This window comes from Nostoc sp. PA-18-2419 (assembly GCF_005869855.1).
Classification (GTDB): Bacteria; Cyanobacteriota; Cyanobacteriia; order Cyanobacteriales; family Nostocaceae; genus Nostoc.
The window spans coordinates 1-15,300 of the sequence record NZ_SZNH01000016.1 but is presented as its reverse complement, the minus strand read 5'-3'; the positions used below and the strand labels follow the sequence as shown (position 1 = coordinate 15,300).

Annotated in this window: 11 protein-coding genes and 1 pseudogene; 6 read left to right on the top strand and 6 right to left on the bottom strand. The window is 41.6% G+C overall.

Annotated elements, in window-relative coordinates:
* Window positions 1-486 precede the first annotated feature (486 nt).
* Together FCR06_RS17345 and psbD are read right to left on the bottom strand one after the other, a co-directional pair.
* Window positions 487-738: pseudogene (locus FCR06_RS17345) on the bottom strand (4a-hydroxytetrahydrobiopterin dehydratase).
* Between the two features lie 913 nt (window positions 739-1,651).
* On the bottom strand, window positions 1,652-2,581 hold the full coding sequence (gene psbD, locus FCR06_RS17340) for a photosystem II D2 protein (photosystem q(a) protein) (RefSeq protein WP_262984680.1): 930 nt from the start codon (window positions 2,579-2,581) through the stop codon (window positions 1,652-1,654).
* Window positions 2,582-3,043: 462 nt separating this feature from the next.
* Between psbD and FCR06_RS17335 the strand changes: the two genes are divergently transcribed.
* From FCR06_RS17335 to FCR06_RS17315, 5 genes are all read left to right on the top strand, one after another.
* Window positions 3,044-3,316: a hypothetical protein gene (locus FCR06_RS17335; RefSeq protein WP_138501863.1), complete on the top strand. Its 273-nt coding sequence runs from the start codon at window positions 3,044-3,046 to the stop codon at window positions 3,314-3,316.
* A 13-nt stretch (window positions 3,317-3,329) separates the two neighbouring features.
* Window positions 3,330-4,007, top strand: a complete 678-nt coding sequence (locus tag FCR06_RS17330; protein WP_138501861.1) for an energy-coupling factor ABC transporter ATP-binding protein — start codon at window positions 3,330-3,332, stop codon at window positions 4,005-4,007.
* Between the two features lie 275 nt (window positions 4,008-4,282).
* Window positions 4,283-4,831 (top strand): NYN domain-containing protein, encoded by a 549-nt coding sequence (locus FCR06_RS17325; RefSeq protein ID WP_138501860.1) that lies wholly within the window; start codon window positions 4,283-4,285, stop codon window positions 4,829-4,831.
* A gap of 399 nt (window positions 4,832-5,230) precedes the next feature.
* On the top strand, window positions 5,231-6,637 hold the full coding sequence (locus FCR06_RS17320; protein ID WP_138501859.1) for a lysophospholipid acyltransferase family protein: 1,407 nt from the start codon (window positions 5,231-5,233) through the stop codon (window positions 6,635-6,637).
* A 216-nt stretch (window positions 6,638-6,853) separates the two neighbouring features.
* Window positions 6,854-8,158 (top strand): P-loop NTPase fold protein, encoded by a 1,305-nt coding sequence (locus FCR06_RS17315; protein WP_138501857.1) that lies wholly within the window; start codon window positions 6,854-6,856, stop codon window positions 8,156-8,158.
* Window positions 8,159-8,270: 112 nt separating this feature from the next.
* On the opposite strand, the gene FCR06_RS17310 is transcribed toward FCR06_RS17315, so the two are convergent.
* Window positions 8,271-8,507: a hypothetical protein gene (locus FCR06_RS17310; protein ID WP_138501855.1), complete on the bottom strand. Its 237-nt coding sequence runs from the start codon at window positions 8,505-8,507 to the stop codon at window positions 8,271-8,273.
* A 118-nt stretch (window positions 8,508-8,625) separates the two neighbouring features.
* Between FCR06_RS17310 and FCR06_RS17305 the strand changes: the two genes are divergently transcribed.
* Window positions 8,626-13,389, top strand: a complete 4,764-nt coding sequence (locus FCR06_RS17305; RefSeq protein WP_138501853.1) for an eIF2A-related protein — start codon at window positions 8,626-8,628, stop codon at window positions 13,387-13,389.
* Window positions 13,390-13,582: 193 nt separating this feature from the next.
* Here FCR06_RS17305 and FCR06_RS17300 read toward each other — a convergent pair whose 3' ends face one another.
* From FCR06_RS17300 to FCR06_RS17290, 3 genes are all read right to left on the bottom strand, one after another.
* Complete coding sequence (locus FCR06_RS17300) at window positions 13,583-14,185, bottom strand: hypothetical protein (RefSeq protein WP_138501852.1); 603 nt, start codon at window positions 14,183-14,185, stop codon at window positions 13,583-13,585.
* A gap of 66 nt (window positions 14,186-14,251) precedes the next feature.
* Entirely contained in the window at window positions 14,252-14,866 is a 615-nt protein-coding gene (locus tag FCR06_RS17295) for a Uma2 family endonuclease (protein WP_138501850.1), read from the bottom strand.
* A gap of 199 nt (window positions 14,867-15,065) precedes the next feature.
* Window positions 15,066-15,300 (bottom strand): transposase family protein (locus FCR06_RS17290; RefSeq protein ID WP_138499596.1); only part of this gene is annotated, 235 nt, incomplete at its 5' end.

Here is a 15,300-nt window from a genome sequence, read left to right as displayed (position 1 = left end):
TAGTTTTCACAAAGCTAATAAACGATTAACTTGCAGTTAAAATTTGATGTGATTAACTTATGCAAAAACATATCCTTATATCAAAATATTATAAAACATCTGGTTTAAATGGCAAGATTGGAGCGATCGCCTTAATAACTGTCACACATCAGCCATTTATATATTCACGTAGGGAGTAGGGTTTCAGGCATTGATTAATTTTAGCTTCGCTAAATTGATAAAGGTTTTATACACTTAGTAGCTTATAAGCAGAAATCCAATGTTGCATGTAGCCCTGAGAGTTAGAAGTTGTACACCATCTGTAGCCTAATTACTCGGCTAAACGAAGTTTGTCAAAAATATCGTTTAAACAAACACAAGAGCAAAAATCAATCAGGCTCATACATGAGTAACTAAAAATCAAGGATTTGAAATGGGTGTTGTTTATGGGGCATAAGGCATTTAAAATTTTCCAATACTCCGATGTTGAATACGCTATGTCCAACCTCATGTCAAGAGCAATCGCTTAGCAATCGCAAAAATCACCCAGGCAAGATCAAAGTCATTTTGTGTCAACCCACCTGCATCATGGATTGTGAGTGTAATCTTGACTTAATTGTCAGAAATCTCTAGATCTTGATGATGCCCTAATGACTCAACATGTTCCACTAGCTGATTGACAAATTCAATTGCTTGAATAAAATCCTCAAATTTACAGGTAGTCTGTAACTTTGCCCCCTCAACTCCCCAACCTAAAATAAGCTTTGCCCGTTATTCAATTTCTGCTTCAGTTAGTAATTGTGCTATCTTGAAAAACTTACAGCTATATATTTGGTTACATCTTGGGCATTATTAAACCAAACCCGTTTGATTGTGGACGCATAAGGTTCGGGAGCAATAAACTATAAAAGTGCAACTCATCAGAGTTCAGTTGGGTATTAAATTTAAAATAGCGGATGAATAAACTCTCAAACACCATACTCAAACTTTGAATTTGGCGGTTAATAAGAACAAACCGAACACTTTCAATCCTTCTCTATATTGATTTTGAATTATTCTTCAACTTTTGAAAAAACTATAATGTGATGGTATCTGAGTTTTCAAAAGCAATCACCGATTAGGGACTGACAAATAAAAACATATCCCATCGTTTTGGGGTAGGGAAGTCCTTCGCAAGGACACAAAAGTCCTAGCTGAAGTTCAGAAATTAGATAATTTATTCTGCGGAGTTACCTTAAACAAAAATTACCCATAAAAAACTATCCGCTCTGATTTAGATCGGGTGATCTAAGTCAAAGCGGTCTAGCGGGTCTTCAGGTTGCAACCAGACTGCCGGAAGGAACTCCTAGCTCGCCTAGCTACTTGAGCTAACTTAGTCTTCTCAAGATGACTAAGGCTAACTTTTAGAGAACAGCCCCGGCACACAGCCGGCTAACTGCAACCTGATGACCCATACTTTTACTACTTTCTATCATGGGCATCACCTCCTTGTTGCCTAAGCGGTCTTAGTCTCAAAAGGCAGAGCATTTTGCTCTGGGTTTATAACCTTTTTCTAAGATAACACATAAATTTAGAGTATTAACCATAAATAGAAAAAATCTCCCACTAAAAGGTGGGAGATAACTGGAGAATGGAGGATTAACACCTGCTTGGCTGATGTCAAGGAGATTGATTATTTAATCTCAGTTGTGTCAACATATCGCCAACCACAAGCCTGAGCCCGCAGGTTGAGTGCCAAACCGACAATACCAACCGCTGCCATCCACAAGCCTGTTACTGGCACAAACAACATAAAGAAGTGCAGCCAGCGCTTGTTAGAGAACGCAATACCGAATATCTGTGACCAGAAACGGTTTGCCGTCACCATTGAGTAGGTTTCTTCTGATTGAGTCGGATTAAATGCCCGGAAGGTGTTAGCTGCTTCACCGTCTTCAAACAAGGTGTTTTCCACGGTGGCTCCGTGAATCGCACACAATAGCGCACCACCCAATACACCTGCTACCCCCATCATGTGGAAGGGGTTGAGAGTAAAGTTATGGAAACCTTGGACAAATAGAATGAAACGGAAGATTCCGGCGACACCAAAGCTGGGAGCAAAGAACCAAGACGCTTGTCCCAAGGGATACATCAGGAATACACTGACAAATACCGCGATTGGGGCTGAAAATGCTAGGGCRTTGTAGGGACGAATTCCTACTAACCGGGCAATTTCAAATTGCCGCAACATGAAGCCAATCAATGCGAAGGCTCCGTGCAGGGCTACGAATGGCCACAACCCACCCAATTGGAACCAACGGGTGAGGTCGCCTTGGGCTTCTGGCCCCCATAACAGCAATAGCGAATGTCCTAAACTGTCTGCTGGTGTCGATACTGCAACTGTTAAGAAGTTACAGCCTTCCAGGTAGGAGGAGGCTAAACCGTGGGTATACCAAGAGGTGACGAACGTTGTGCCTGTCAGCCAACCGCCTAGTGCTAGGTAAGCGCAAGGGAATAGTAGTAATCCTGACCAACCTACGAATACAAAGCGATCGCGCTTGAGCCAGTCGTCTACTACGTCAAACCACCCTCTTCTACTCGGGGCGCGTCCAACTGCGATGGTCATTAGAGCAAATCTCCAAATCTTATAAGTACAGGTTGTATCTGTATTATAGATAACTATTTAGAAGCCTTCCATAATGCAGAAAGTTAACTAAGTTCTTAACTTAGTTTACAATTTTTTACTAACCTTTAATCATATTAAGTGCAAATCTCTAATTTTTCTAGAGTATTTGTCATAAAATTTAACTTTAGATAGAGATTAGGGACTGGCAGATAAGGGAGATCTGGTTCGACTTCTCTACCAGACGCTACGCCCAGCCTTGGTTAAGAGCAGGGGTACGCTCACCAACTGGGAAATGGGAGATAACCAGACAACCAGATAAATTGCAACAAGTCTTTCCCCTTGTTTCACCATTCTTTTTCCCACCCCTCCACACCTCCAGTACCCAGTAGCCAATACCCTTTTCCCTAGAATCACTCAGCTGACGCTAAAATGAGTGCTACAGTTAAATTCGATTAACGCTAAATGTTTACCATCGACTTAAGCATCAGAAACACTGCTTTCCCAATTTCAGTACAACGTAAGTCAGCAGAGGATGCTGAGGCTGTCTATCAGCTAATTTTGGCAGCGATACGTTCTGGCAATCCTGACATAGTGGAGCTAAAGTGCGAGGGGAAAACAGAGAAGAAAATTGCTGTTCGTGCTAGTGAAATTTCTGGAGTGCAGATTGTTCAAAAAGATGGTGTAACCACTGCTAGTGGTAGACCACCTGGCTTTTTCGCTCTTGCTGGTGAGTAACCAAGGTTGACAAATGTCTCAAGTGGGCATCGAGGTCAAAGATTTAAACTTCAGTTGGGCAAATGGAGAGAAAGTTGTTAAATCTTGCTCTTTAGAAGTTCCCAAGGGTGAATTTTGGATGCTCTTGGGTACAAACGGTAGCGGAAAATCAACGTTACTGAGACTAATAGCGGGATTATTAGCTCCTGAGTCTGGTGAAATTGGGGTTTTGCAACCCGTTGGCTTTGTCTTCCAAAATCCGGATCACCAACTGGTAATGCCAACAGTAGGGGCTGATGTGGCTTTTGGGTTGGTGGAGGAAAAGTTAGCACCTGCTGCTGTGAGATTCAGGGTTGAGGAGGCGTTAAGGGCGGTGAATTTACTGACCTTAGAACGACGCCCCATATATGCACTTTCTGGGGGACAAAAACAGCGAGTGGCGATCGCAGGTGCGCTTGCGCGTCACTGTGAAGTCTTATTATTAGATGAGCCCACTGCATTATTAGACCCAGATAGTCAGTTGGATTTAGTTGCTGGTGTCCGCCGCCTCGTCAAAAGTCGAGGTATCACAGCTCTGTGGGTAACCCATCGATTAAACGAGTTAAATTACTGTGACGGTGCTTTTTTATTAGAAAAAGGTTCTGTTGTGGATAGGGGTGAAGCCCAACGCCTTAAACAACATCTGATGCAAATGCACACTGAAGCTTCTTGATGGAGTGGTCAGTGAGGCATTGGGTATTGGTAATTGGTAATCGGTAATTAATAGTTTATCCAGTCCTTATTTCTCATTTATTACTCAGCACCGCTTAAATAAAACGCGCCTTTTAATAAAGGTGCGTTTTTTGTTAGTACCTCTGTCTTAAGGTCAGTTTTATAAAGCTATAGTATTTTTCGTCTTATGTAACATAGTGTTACATATAGGGTATCAAGTATTATAAAAATTATGAATGAATTTTGCTAACTCTAGAAAATTGTGATTAAATAACCATGCCCCGTTCGTTACTCCAGGCCGTTTTGTTAGTAGACGGCTACAATATAATAGGCGCTTGGCCTTGCTTAAAAAAAAGTCGTGATAGTGTTGGACTAGAGGTTGCACGCAACCAACTTGTGGAAGCGATGGCTGATTACAGTGCGTTTCAAGGTTATGCAACTCAAATAGTTTTTGATGCCCAATATCAAAATTCTTCTAGTAGTAAAGAAATCATTACAGAGCTTTTATCTGTTTATTACACTGATTTTGGGCAAACAGCAGATACTTATATTGAAAAATCTTGTGCCTCTTTTCGTCAGCAAATAGCTCAATCTTTGATTTCTCGTGTGATTGTTGCCACATCAGATCGAGCGCAGCAGCTAATGATACAAGGATATGGGGCTGAATGGTTGTCGGCACAACAACTTTGTGGCGAAGTGGAAGCTACTGTCTGTCGAATGCGACAAAAATATCATACACGCAAACAATCAAAGAGTAGATTTTTAGCTAATGCGATTGATGCCAAAGCGCGGCAGCGTTTGGCTGAATTACGAATGGGATTATAGTAAATATTTACTATTTAAGAGTCTTTGCTTAGGCTCTTGAGTGGTTATGGCTGCAAAAATCTATGATTAAGTATCTAAATATTAATGATAGCTGATTCTTTATCCGTCGTGGAGTGTTGTGACGACGAATACAGTCAGGGTTTGGAAGTTTTTTAGTCGGCATTATTTTGAGCAGTTTCTCAGCTTTTTGAATTCTTTGATACTGGCTGTTGACAAAACCTAAAAAACTTTAACTTGTCAACTAATCAGATAATCCTCAGAAATAAATTTGGGGATTTGATTGAAATGCATAAAAAAGTAAAAATAATCAATTAAAAGTAAAAAATATTTTGACAACTAGCGACTTTGCGTCTATGCAAAAGTTGGTACAATCGCTAAAAATACAATCTGGAAAGCGACTTGCCTAGATCAATTCAATCTACTCAACTACCACTGAAATTTATTCCCCAACAGTTTAAACCATCGGTACTGTACATTTTTCGGTGGTTACTTCCAATAGTGTTACGATTCCGGACTCGACCTTGGTTACCAGCTGGTATTGTCAAGATTGAAGCTGAGAATGTTGAGGTATTGGCTGGACTTTATCAACAATTCCAGGCTAGGAAAATTCGCTTTTTATTGGCATTTCGCCATCCAGAGGTGGAAGATCCGCTATGTATGCTGTATTTGCTTTCTTGGATTTTGCCAAAGATTGCCCGTCAGGAAAATATTGAGTTGCAACACCCTACTCACAGCTATTTTCTTTATGACCGGGGTATGACGGTTTGGGCTGGAAATTGGCTGGGTTGGTTGTTTTCACAGGTAGGGGGTGTGCCAGTTCGTCGCGGGAGACGACTAGACCGCCAAGCTATCCAAACAGCGCGGGAGTTGTTTGCTAATGGTAAACTGCCGATCGCAGTGGCACCCGAAGGCGGTACTAATGGTCATAGTGGCATTGTTAGTCCACTGGAACCTGGTGTTTCCCAAATGGGATTTTGGTGTGTAGAAGATTTGCAAAAAGCCAAGCGTTCTGAGACAGTTTTAATTTTACCGATCGCCATTCAGTATTCTTATGACCAGCCACCTTGGTCAAAATTAGATTGGTTGTTGAGTAAATTGGAAGCTGATAGTGGCTTACCTATGATGGAAATTACTCAAGGCGATGGTGAAGAAATTTATGATCAACGCATCTGTCGTCTGGGTGAATATCTAATTACAGAAATGGAAGAATTTTATCGTCGTTTCTATCATCAAGACATCCCTAAGACGATTTCAATTGATGAATCTGCAAGTAAAAATCAGATATTAATTGCTCGACTCCATCGGCTATTAGATAAGTCATTACAAGTTGCCGAACACTATTTTGGAGTTCAACCACAGGGAAACTTCATTGACCGTTGTCGGCGTTTGGAAGAAGCTGGTTGGAATTATATTTACCGCGAAGATTTGCCAGATATTAATAATTTACCACCTCTGAAACGCGGTTTAGCAGACTGGATTGCCCAAGAAGCAGACTTGCGAATGCGGCACATGCGGATAGTGGAAAGTTTTGTTGCAGTCACCGCAAATTATATGCAAGAAAAACCGACAGCAGACAAGTTTGCGGAAACAGCTTTGCTAATTTTTGATATGCTTTCTCGAATTAAAGATACCACACTTCCGGGACGACCCCGGTTAGGTTTGCGACGGGCAAAAATCACCGTGGGAGAACCAATTTCTGTTACTGAACGTTGGGAAAAATCTCAAGGCGATCGCCAGGCTGTTAGACAAGCTGCGAGCGAATTAACTCAAGATTTGCAAACTGCTTTAGAGAAGATGATTAGTTGATTAAATTACATGAAATTACAATACATTGAAAAGACGCGATGAATCGCCGTCTCTACAACAATCAATTTTTTGTAGAGACGGCGATTTATCGCGTTTCATATCTTAACCGAACATATTATTAGGAATTATGAGGTAGATTATCCGAAATCGCGGCTTTGCCGTCTGTATAATCACTGGAATGGGCAAGAGTGTCAAGCTGATTTCGGGTGATTTGTGATGAAACTAGATTTAGTCAGGTTTTTTCAGGCTTGCAACCCTGCCAAGACTCTGGTTGTCAGCAAACCGGAAGATAGGCAGTATTATATTGATTTTTCCCAAGTGCGTGGTGCCAAGATTATTGAGGAACTTGGACGAACTATCACCCGCCTTTCACCAGAAGAACCTACCTGTCAATTATTTACCGGACATATCGGCTGTGGCAAGTCTACTGAATTACTGCGCCTGAAAGCAGAGTTAGAACAGCAGGGATTTCATGTGGTTTATTTTGAGTCTAGCCAAAGCTTGGATATGGCAGATATTGATGTTACAGATATTTTACTGGCAGTAGCCCGTGAAGTCAGCCAAAGTCTGGAAGCAATAAAAATTAACCTGAAACCAGGTTATTTTAAAAATCTATTTGATGAAATTTCTGAATTTTTGCAAACACCTGTAGATATTGGCGTTGAGGCTCAATTGTCTGTGGGTATTGCCAAAATCACTGCCAAAACTAAAGACAGTCCCAAACTTCGCAGCCAATTGCGACAATATTTAGAGCCACGCACTAATGGCATTTTAGAATCAATCAACAAAGAATTGCTCAAACCTGCCAGAGAAAAACTCAAGCAGCAAGGTAAAAAAGGACTAGTGGTAATTGTCGATAATCTTGACCGAGTTGATAATTCTTTGAAGCCTTCCGGTTATTACCAACCAGAATATTTATTTGTGGAACGTGGCGAACAATTAAATCAACTAAATTGTCATGTTGTTTATACTATTCCCTTAGTGTTGATTTTTTCTAATGCTTTAGGCAGGTTAACAAATCGGTTTGGCGTAGACCCCAAGGTTTTGCCGATGGTTCCCGTGCAACTACAAGATGGTTCGCAATTTTCCCAAGGAATTACGCTACTGCAACAAATGGTTATGACTAGGGCTTTTCCTGGTGTTAGTTGGGAACAAAGCCAGCATTTAATTACTGAGGTTTTTGATAGTCCTGATACTTTAGAAAGGCTGTGCTTAGTTAGCGGGGGTCATTTACGAAATTTGCTGATGTTATTATTTCGTTGTCTTCAGCAAGAAGACCCACCCCTGTCGCAAGAGTGCGTCAGTAGAGTGATAAAACAACGTCGTAACGAGTTAACTTTAGCAATTACTGCTGATGAATGGGAAGTATTGCGTGAAGTAGCCCAAGAAAAAAGCTTAAGAGGTCATGAAAGATACGAACTTTTGCTTCGCAGTATGTTTGTATTTGAATACCGTGATGAAGATGGTTCTTGGTTTGATATCAATCCAATTTTGGTTGAAGCCAAGGAATTTAGGTTATAAATCGGCAGTAGGAGCAGTCATTGCGAGCGAAGCGAAGCAATCACAGCCCTTGCGATTGCTTCATTTCACTTCGCTCCATTCGCAATGACAGTGTGTAATTAATTCTGTCCGGCTACTTAGCGGCTTTAGACTTGAAGATAGCCACTACTGAGTTGAGAATAGCGACTACTGACTTGAGGTTAGTCGCTATTGACTTGAGGTTAGTCGCTATTGACTTGAGAATAGCGACTACTAACTTGAGAATAGCCACTACTAACTTGAGGTTAGTCGCTACTGACTTGAGAGTAGTCGCTACGGACTTGAGGTTAGTCGCTACTGACTTGAAGTTAGCTAGTATAAGGTAAATCATCTATGTTATGGGCGTTGCTGAATTGAAATATGAAATTCCCAAATCGACTGTTTAAAACTCTTATCTTTGCGCCTTTACGTGAGAGTAAATTCATACTCAAAATCAGCAATGCCATGTTATGAGTAATCAGCAAGAACTAGAAAATTTAGCACCTAACAATGAGCGTTCGTTACAAACTCTCGTGCGAACAATTACCCTTTCTCAGGGAGAATTTTCGCTGATTTTGTTGCGTTGTAATTATGCTGATTTACGTCAGCGCATGGTGGAACGACTGCACCAAATCTCTCCTGTACGCATACGTGAAATTACTTTACCTATATCAGTTAAAACGCTTTACACAAATATACGCGAGCAATTGGGAGATGAACAGCCACCTGCATTGATGGTTTTTGGTTTTGAGTCAGTCAAAGATGTTGACATAGTTTTGACTTCGGCTAATCAAGTACGGGAGGAATTTAGAAAAAACTTCCCGTTTCCAATATTGTTGTGGGTTAATGATTTAATTCTGCAAAAATTTATTCGTTTAGCAACTGATTTAGAAAATTGGGCGAGTATCATTGAGTTTGAAAACCCTACAGATGAATTAGTCAACTTTATCCAGCAAAAAACTGATGAAATCTTTGCTGGTGATGTAACACCTAGTTTCCAAATATGCCAGGAACTACAAACAGCTCGTCAAGATTTGCATAGTCGTGAAGAAGTATTAGAACCAGTACTGCAAGCAAGTTTAGAATTTGTACTTGGCTTAAATGATTATTTATATGACCGCATAGATTCTGCTTTAGGACATTATCAAACAAGTTTAAGTATTTGGCAGCAAAGTAATTTTTTAGAACGACAAGGTATTTTACTTGTTAATATTGCTTTAGTTTATAATCGCCAAGCTGAAAAAAATCAAGCAGAAAATCAACGTTATTGGCAAGAGTCTAGAAATTACCTTCAGCAAGCAATTGATATCTTTGAGCAAGCACAACGTTCGGATTTAGTTGCAAAACATATTACTAAACTATGTGAAGTACTACGATATTTACAAGTATGGTTAGAGTTGCAAAGCCTTGTGGAAAAATCTCTGCGGCTACATCAAAATTATGGTACGTTGTTGCAATTAGCTAAAGATTATGGTTTTTTGGCAGAGGTAGCCTTAGAGCAGTCACAATGGCATGAAGCTAATAGACTCGCAGGACAAGCATTACAAATATTAGGTGAGATATCTAATTTACAATCATATGAATTTACTTTATCTCGGTTTATTTTAGCTAAATCGCAACAGGGTTTAGGTGAAGTTCAAGCAGCAATTGCTAATTTAGAAGTTGCAAAAAATGAAAGCAATCACCAATACAATCCACAATTATATATATCTATATTAGAAAGGTTACGCTTACTTTACTTCGAGCAAGGTGAATATCTAGAAGCTTTTAATATTAAGCAAGAGCGACTACAAATAGAACAACAGTATGGTTTTCGCGCCTTCGTTGGTGCATCTTATCTTAATCCTCAGCGACAGGCAATTAATTCTACGCAGTTGCAAGCTGAAAACTCAGAAACCATTGCTCAAGAAATTGCTGCTTCTGGTCGAGGACAAGATGTTAAGCGGTTGCGAGAAAGAATCGGCGGGACTGAGCATAAATTGACTGTAATTCACGGTCAGTCAGGAGTAGGGAAAAGTTCTATTTTACAAGGTGGATTAATTCCGGCACTGCAACAGCAACCAATTGGTGAGCGCGATGCGTTACCTATTTTATTGCGAGTTTATACAGATTGGGTAGGAATGTTAGGGCAGAGTTTAGCTAGAGCTTTTGAGGAAGTTAGAGGTAATCAATTATCTGTTAATCTTGATTATTCAGCAGCTATTTTAGAACAATTACGGAAAAATGCTGACAGAAATTTGTTGACAGTTTTAATGTTTGACCAGTTTGAGGAGTTTTTCTTTGTTTATCCAGACCAAGGTCAAAGGCGAATATTTTATGAGTTTTTGCGAGTCTGTCTAGATATTCCTTTTATTAAGATTGTTCTATCTTTACGGGAAGATTATTTACATTATTTATTAGAGTTAGACCGTTTGTTTGATTTAAGTGTAATTAATAATAATATTCTTGATAAAAATATTCGCTATTATTTGGGTAATTTTTCTCCAGCCGATGCCAAGGCAGTTGTACAGAGTTTAACAGCACGTTCTCAATTCTATCTAGAACCTGCGCTGATTGATGAATTTGTACAGGATTTAGCAGGTGATTTAAGTGAAGTACGTCCCATTGAGTTGCAAATTATGGGGACGCAATTGCAAACTGATAAAATTACAACTTTAGAAAAGTATCGTCAGTTTGGTACTAAAGAAAAACTAGTTGAGCGATTTTTAGAAGAAGTCATTTATGATTGCGGTACGGAGAATGAACAGGTTGCACGACTGGTTTTATATTTACTTACAGACGAAAATGGTACTCGTCCCTTGAAGACTCGTGCTGAGTTAATTGCAGATTTAGCAGCAGAAGCTCATAAACTCGATTTGGTTTTAGACATTTTTGTGGCATCAAGGTTAGTATTGCTCTTGCCAGAATCGCCAGCCGATCGTTATCAATTAGTACATGATTATCTTGTATCGTTTATTCGCCAACAGCAGGGAAGTGAGTTGTTAGCAGAATTAGAAAAAGTTCGCAAACAACAGAAGCTAACTCAAGAAGAACTAAAGCGGGAACAACAAGCAAGACAAATATTAGCTGATGCTAAAAGGGAAGCGGACAAGCAAATTCAGCAAGGGCATAAGAGGTTAGCAATTAGTTCTGGTTTATCTGTAGCTCTATTAGTAGTAGCAGGTATTGGCTATGCTTATGCGGTTTTTAAAGCGCAGGAACTAGAAATGATACAAAAAGAAGTAGAAGAAGGAACAGGACTAGAACGGGTGGGAGTTAATGCTTTAAGACAATTTGAGTATACGGAGTTAGAATCGCTGGTGTTAGCAGTGCAGACTAGTAAAGATTTGAAAAGTCTGGTAAAAGATGGTCGCCCTTTAAATAAATATCCAACTGTCAGCCCTATTTTTGCTTTGGATAGTATTCTCAATCAAATTAAAGAACGTAACCAGTTCCAAGGGCATCAAGGCAGGGTCTGGGGTGTGAGTTTCAGCCCAGATAGCAAAACCATCGCTACGGCATCAGATGACAAGATAGCGCGGTTGTGGAACTTGCAAGGGCAACTGCTTAAAGAATTCAAAGGACATGAAGGCATTGTCAGGGATGTGAGCTTTAACCCGGATGGTAAAACAATTGCCACGGCATCAGAGGACAAGACAGCACGGTTGTGGAACCTGCAAGGGCAATTGCTCCAAGAATTCAAAGGGCATGAAGGAAAAGTCTTAAGTGTGAGTTTTAGCCCAGACGGTAAAACCATCGCCACAGGGTCAGAGGACAAGACAGCACGGTTGTGGAACTTGCAAGGGCAACAACTTCAAAAATTCAAAGGGCATCGGCACAATGTCTTAAATGTGAGTTTCAGCCCGGACGGTAAAACCATCGCCACAGCATCACAAGACAAGACAGCGCGGTTGTGGAACCTGCAAGGGCAACTGCTCCAAGAATTCATGCATCAAAATAGTGTCAGGGATGTAAGTTTTAGCCCCGACGGTAAAACCATCGCCACAGCATCACAGGACAAGACAGCGCGGTTGTGGAACCTGCAAGGGCAACTGCTCCGAGAATTCAAAGGGCATGAAGACAGTGTTTTAAGTGTAAGTTTCAGCCCAGACGGCGAAACCATTGCTACCGGTTCATCTGACTACACAGTGCGGTTGTGGAATCTGCAAGGGCAACAACTCCAAAAATTCTGGCATCAAGACTGGGTTAGAGATGTGAGTTTCAGCCGAGACGGAAAAACCATTGCTACAGCATCAGATGATAAGACAGCGCGGTTATGGAACCTGCAAGGGCAACTGCTCCAAAAATTCAAAGGGCATCAACTTAGGGTCTGGGGTGTGAGTTTCAGCCCGGACGGCAAAACCATCGCCACGGCATCACAGGACAAGACAGCACGGTTATGGAACCTGCAAGGGCAACAACTCCAAAAATTCAAAGGCCATCAAGGCATTGTTAGGGCTGTGAGTTTTAGCCCGGACGGCAAAACCATCGCTACGGCATCAGACGATAAGACAGCGCGATTGTGGAACTTGCAAGGGCAACTGCTCCAAGAATTCAAAGGGCATAAAGGCAGTGTCTATAGTGTGAGTTTCAGCCCAGATGGTAAAACAATTGCCACGGCATCAAAGGACAAGACAGCGCGGTTGTGGAACCTGCAAGGGCAACTGCTCCAAGAATTCAAAGGGCATAAAGGCATTGTTAGGGGTGTGAGTTTCAGCCCAGACGGCAAAACCATCGCCACGGCATCACAGGACAAGACAGCGCGGTTGTGGAACCTGCAAGGACAATTGCTCCAAGAATTCAAAGGGCATCAAGGCCCGATTAGAGGTCTGAGTTTCAACCCGGACGGCAAAACAATTGCTACAGCATCCGAGGACAAGACAGCGCGGTTGTGGAACCTACAAGGGCAGCTACTCCGAGAATTCAAACGGCAAGGTAAGGTGTTAAGTGTGAGTTTCAGCCCAGATGGCAAAACCATCGCTATGGGATCGGAGGACAACACTATGCGGTTGTGGACACTCAACGGGCAACTGCTCCAAGAAATCAATGAGCGTAAAGGCTGGGTCAGAAGTGTGAGTTTCAGTCCGGACGGCAAAACCATTGCCACGACACCAGATGACAACACAGCGTCGTTGTGGCCTGTAGAGAATTTAGACCAATTATTGGTACGGGGTTGCAATTGGCTGCATGATTATTTGCAGAATAACCCAAATTTGAATGAGAGCGACAAGCATCTGTGCGACGATATCAAGTAAAAGCCAAGTGAAAAATTGTGCATCGCCGGATTAATATCAGCTTGCCAGATAAAACGTCATTGCGAGTGCAACGTTCGCGGAGCGTCTCGTTCGCGTGCGTTGCGAAGGAAAGAGAAGCAATCACAAGCTCCATCCGGTGGCAATGTGATCGCCAGAAAACAGATTCCCATTGTAAGACAGGCGATCGCCTGCATCAGCCATTTTGCACCATCCAAACCAGTTTGCCCAAAATTTGCTCAACTGGTGGCAGTGGATAATCGGTCAGGTCAATCGTAACAGTTTGCCCTTCTAGTTTAAGAAACCGCCAAACTGTACCACTCGTTACCGTTCCGTAAATAGTTGAAATCGGCTGCTGCTTCTGTTGATTAAAGCGTTGAGCTGCCACCATCTCGGCTAAACATTGTCCCAGTGCTGGTTTAAGGTCTTCTTTCTTCGCTGACACCAAAACCACCGCAGGAGCCTTAATAAACAACTGCTCTGGAGAGCGACTAATGAGAAAATCAACATAACCCGTCAAATCAACCTCTGGCTGCACGCTGAACTCTTCACCCGAAAAGACACTAATTTGTCCTTTGAACTGACGTTTGACTTCTAACAAAACTGGATTGATAATACCTTCAGAACGCGCTTTTTCAGTACTGACTGCGATCGCCCAAGGCAGCGTTTCTTTGAGTGTATCTTTGAGTAAAGAACTTGGATTGACTGGGCAAATTTCAGGTAGAAAGCGATCGCCTTCAATGATAGTGAGTTGAAAATCCTCTACAGCTTTACTGAGGGTAAATTTACAATAAGGCATCAGGATTTTCCCTATTATTTTCTTATATAAAAACTATTTAATTAACCCGTAGCGAGCAAGATGCTTTCAATTCCATACCCGTCGCAAATTCAGGATAAAACCCGGCAACACCGCTTCACCCGACAACTCAGCAGGATTATCCAACACTTCCACATCCTTAGCCAGTCCATAAATTTCCACCCGTCGCTGCTGTGGGTCGATTAACCAACCCAGTTTAGCGCCATTGTCGATATACTCCCTCAATTTATCTTGCAGAGACTTGAGGGTATCTGAACTAGAGCGTAACTCAACCACAAAATCGGGGCAGATATTAGCAAACGTTCCTTTTTGTGCCGAAGTCAGCGCCTGCCATCGTTCTCCACTCACCCAAGAGGCATCGGTGGAGCGAGTCGCACCATTGGGTAAAATGAAGCCTGTAGAAGAGTCAAAGACCTTACCAGGTTCGCCCGCATTACGCCACCACAAATACAATTCGCCAGAAATACTGCTATTTCGCTCTCCAGTTTCCCAGCCTGTTGGTGGGTTCACTATTAATTCTCCTTGTGCGGTTCTTTCCAGTCTTAAGTCTCGGTTGGCTGCGGCTAAAGCAGCAAACTGTTCTTGGGTAACATACAGCCCAATCGACTTAGGCAACTCAATCAATAGGGTTTCGGTTTCTGGAGTGGCAGGTGTTTGTACCATCTTGACCTCTTACCAATAGGGATTCGGTAAATGATGCCTACCCTATTAATTAACAAATTCTACAAGCTTTCTTAGCGTCCGCTTCCAGCACTGTACGATGGCCTAAGCATCTCGAACAGAAGCGCAATTGCAGATAATTAGACCTCTTGCAAAAAAGTTTTGTGGTATGGTGGAGGATTGAGTTAAATTCAACAGGAATTTAGGCTTTTTGAATTTCGTAGTTATAAAGCCCAGCAATTAAATGACAGCGCAATCCAAAACGTTTCCTGCGATTACGGTAGCGCTGACTCAAAATCCGAAAAACTTTTAACTGCCGATTAACATGTTCAATCAGGACTCGACGACTCGCTAAAGTCCGGTTAGATTGCTTTTGCTCTTTGGTTAACTTACCTCCTCTAGGTTTTTTGTGAGGCAACTGACTATTTGTATGTACC

Coding starts and splice junctions, on each gene's coding strand:
- FCR06_RS17335 (WP_138501863.1), top strand. CDS start 3,044: ATGTTTACCATCGACTTAAGCATCAGAAACACTGCTTTCCCAATTTCA.
- FCR06_RS17330 (WP_138501861.1), top strand. CDS start 3,330: ATGTCTCAAGTGGGCATCGAGGTCAAAGATTTAAACTTCAGTTGGGCA.
- FCR06_RS17325 (WP_138501860.1), top strand. CDS start 4,283: ATGCCCCGTTCGTTACTCCAGGCCGTTTTGTTAGTAGACGGCTACAAT.
- FCR06_RS17315 (WP_138501857.1), top strand. CDS start 6,854: ATGAAACTAGATTTAGTCAGGTTTTTTCAGGCTTGCAACCCTGCCAAG.
- FCR06_RS17310 (WP_138501855.1), bottom strand. CDS start 8,507: ATGATTTACCTTATACTAGCTAACTTCAAGTCAGTAGCGACTAACCTC.
- FCR06_RS17305 (WP_138501853.1), top strand. CDS start 8,626: ATGAGTAATCAGCAAGAACTAGAAAATTTAGCACCTAACAATGAGCGT.
- FCR06_RS17300 (WP_138501852.1), bottom strand. CDS start 14,185: ATGCCTTATTGTAAATTTACCCTCAGTAAAGCTGTAGAGGATTTTCAA.
- FCR06_RS17295 (WP_138501850.1), bottom strand. CDS start 14,866: ATGGTACAAACACCTGCCACTCCAGAAACCGAAACCCTATTGATTGAG.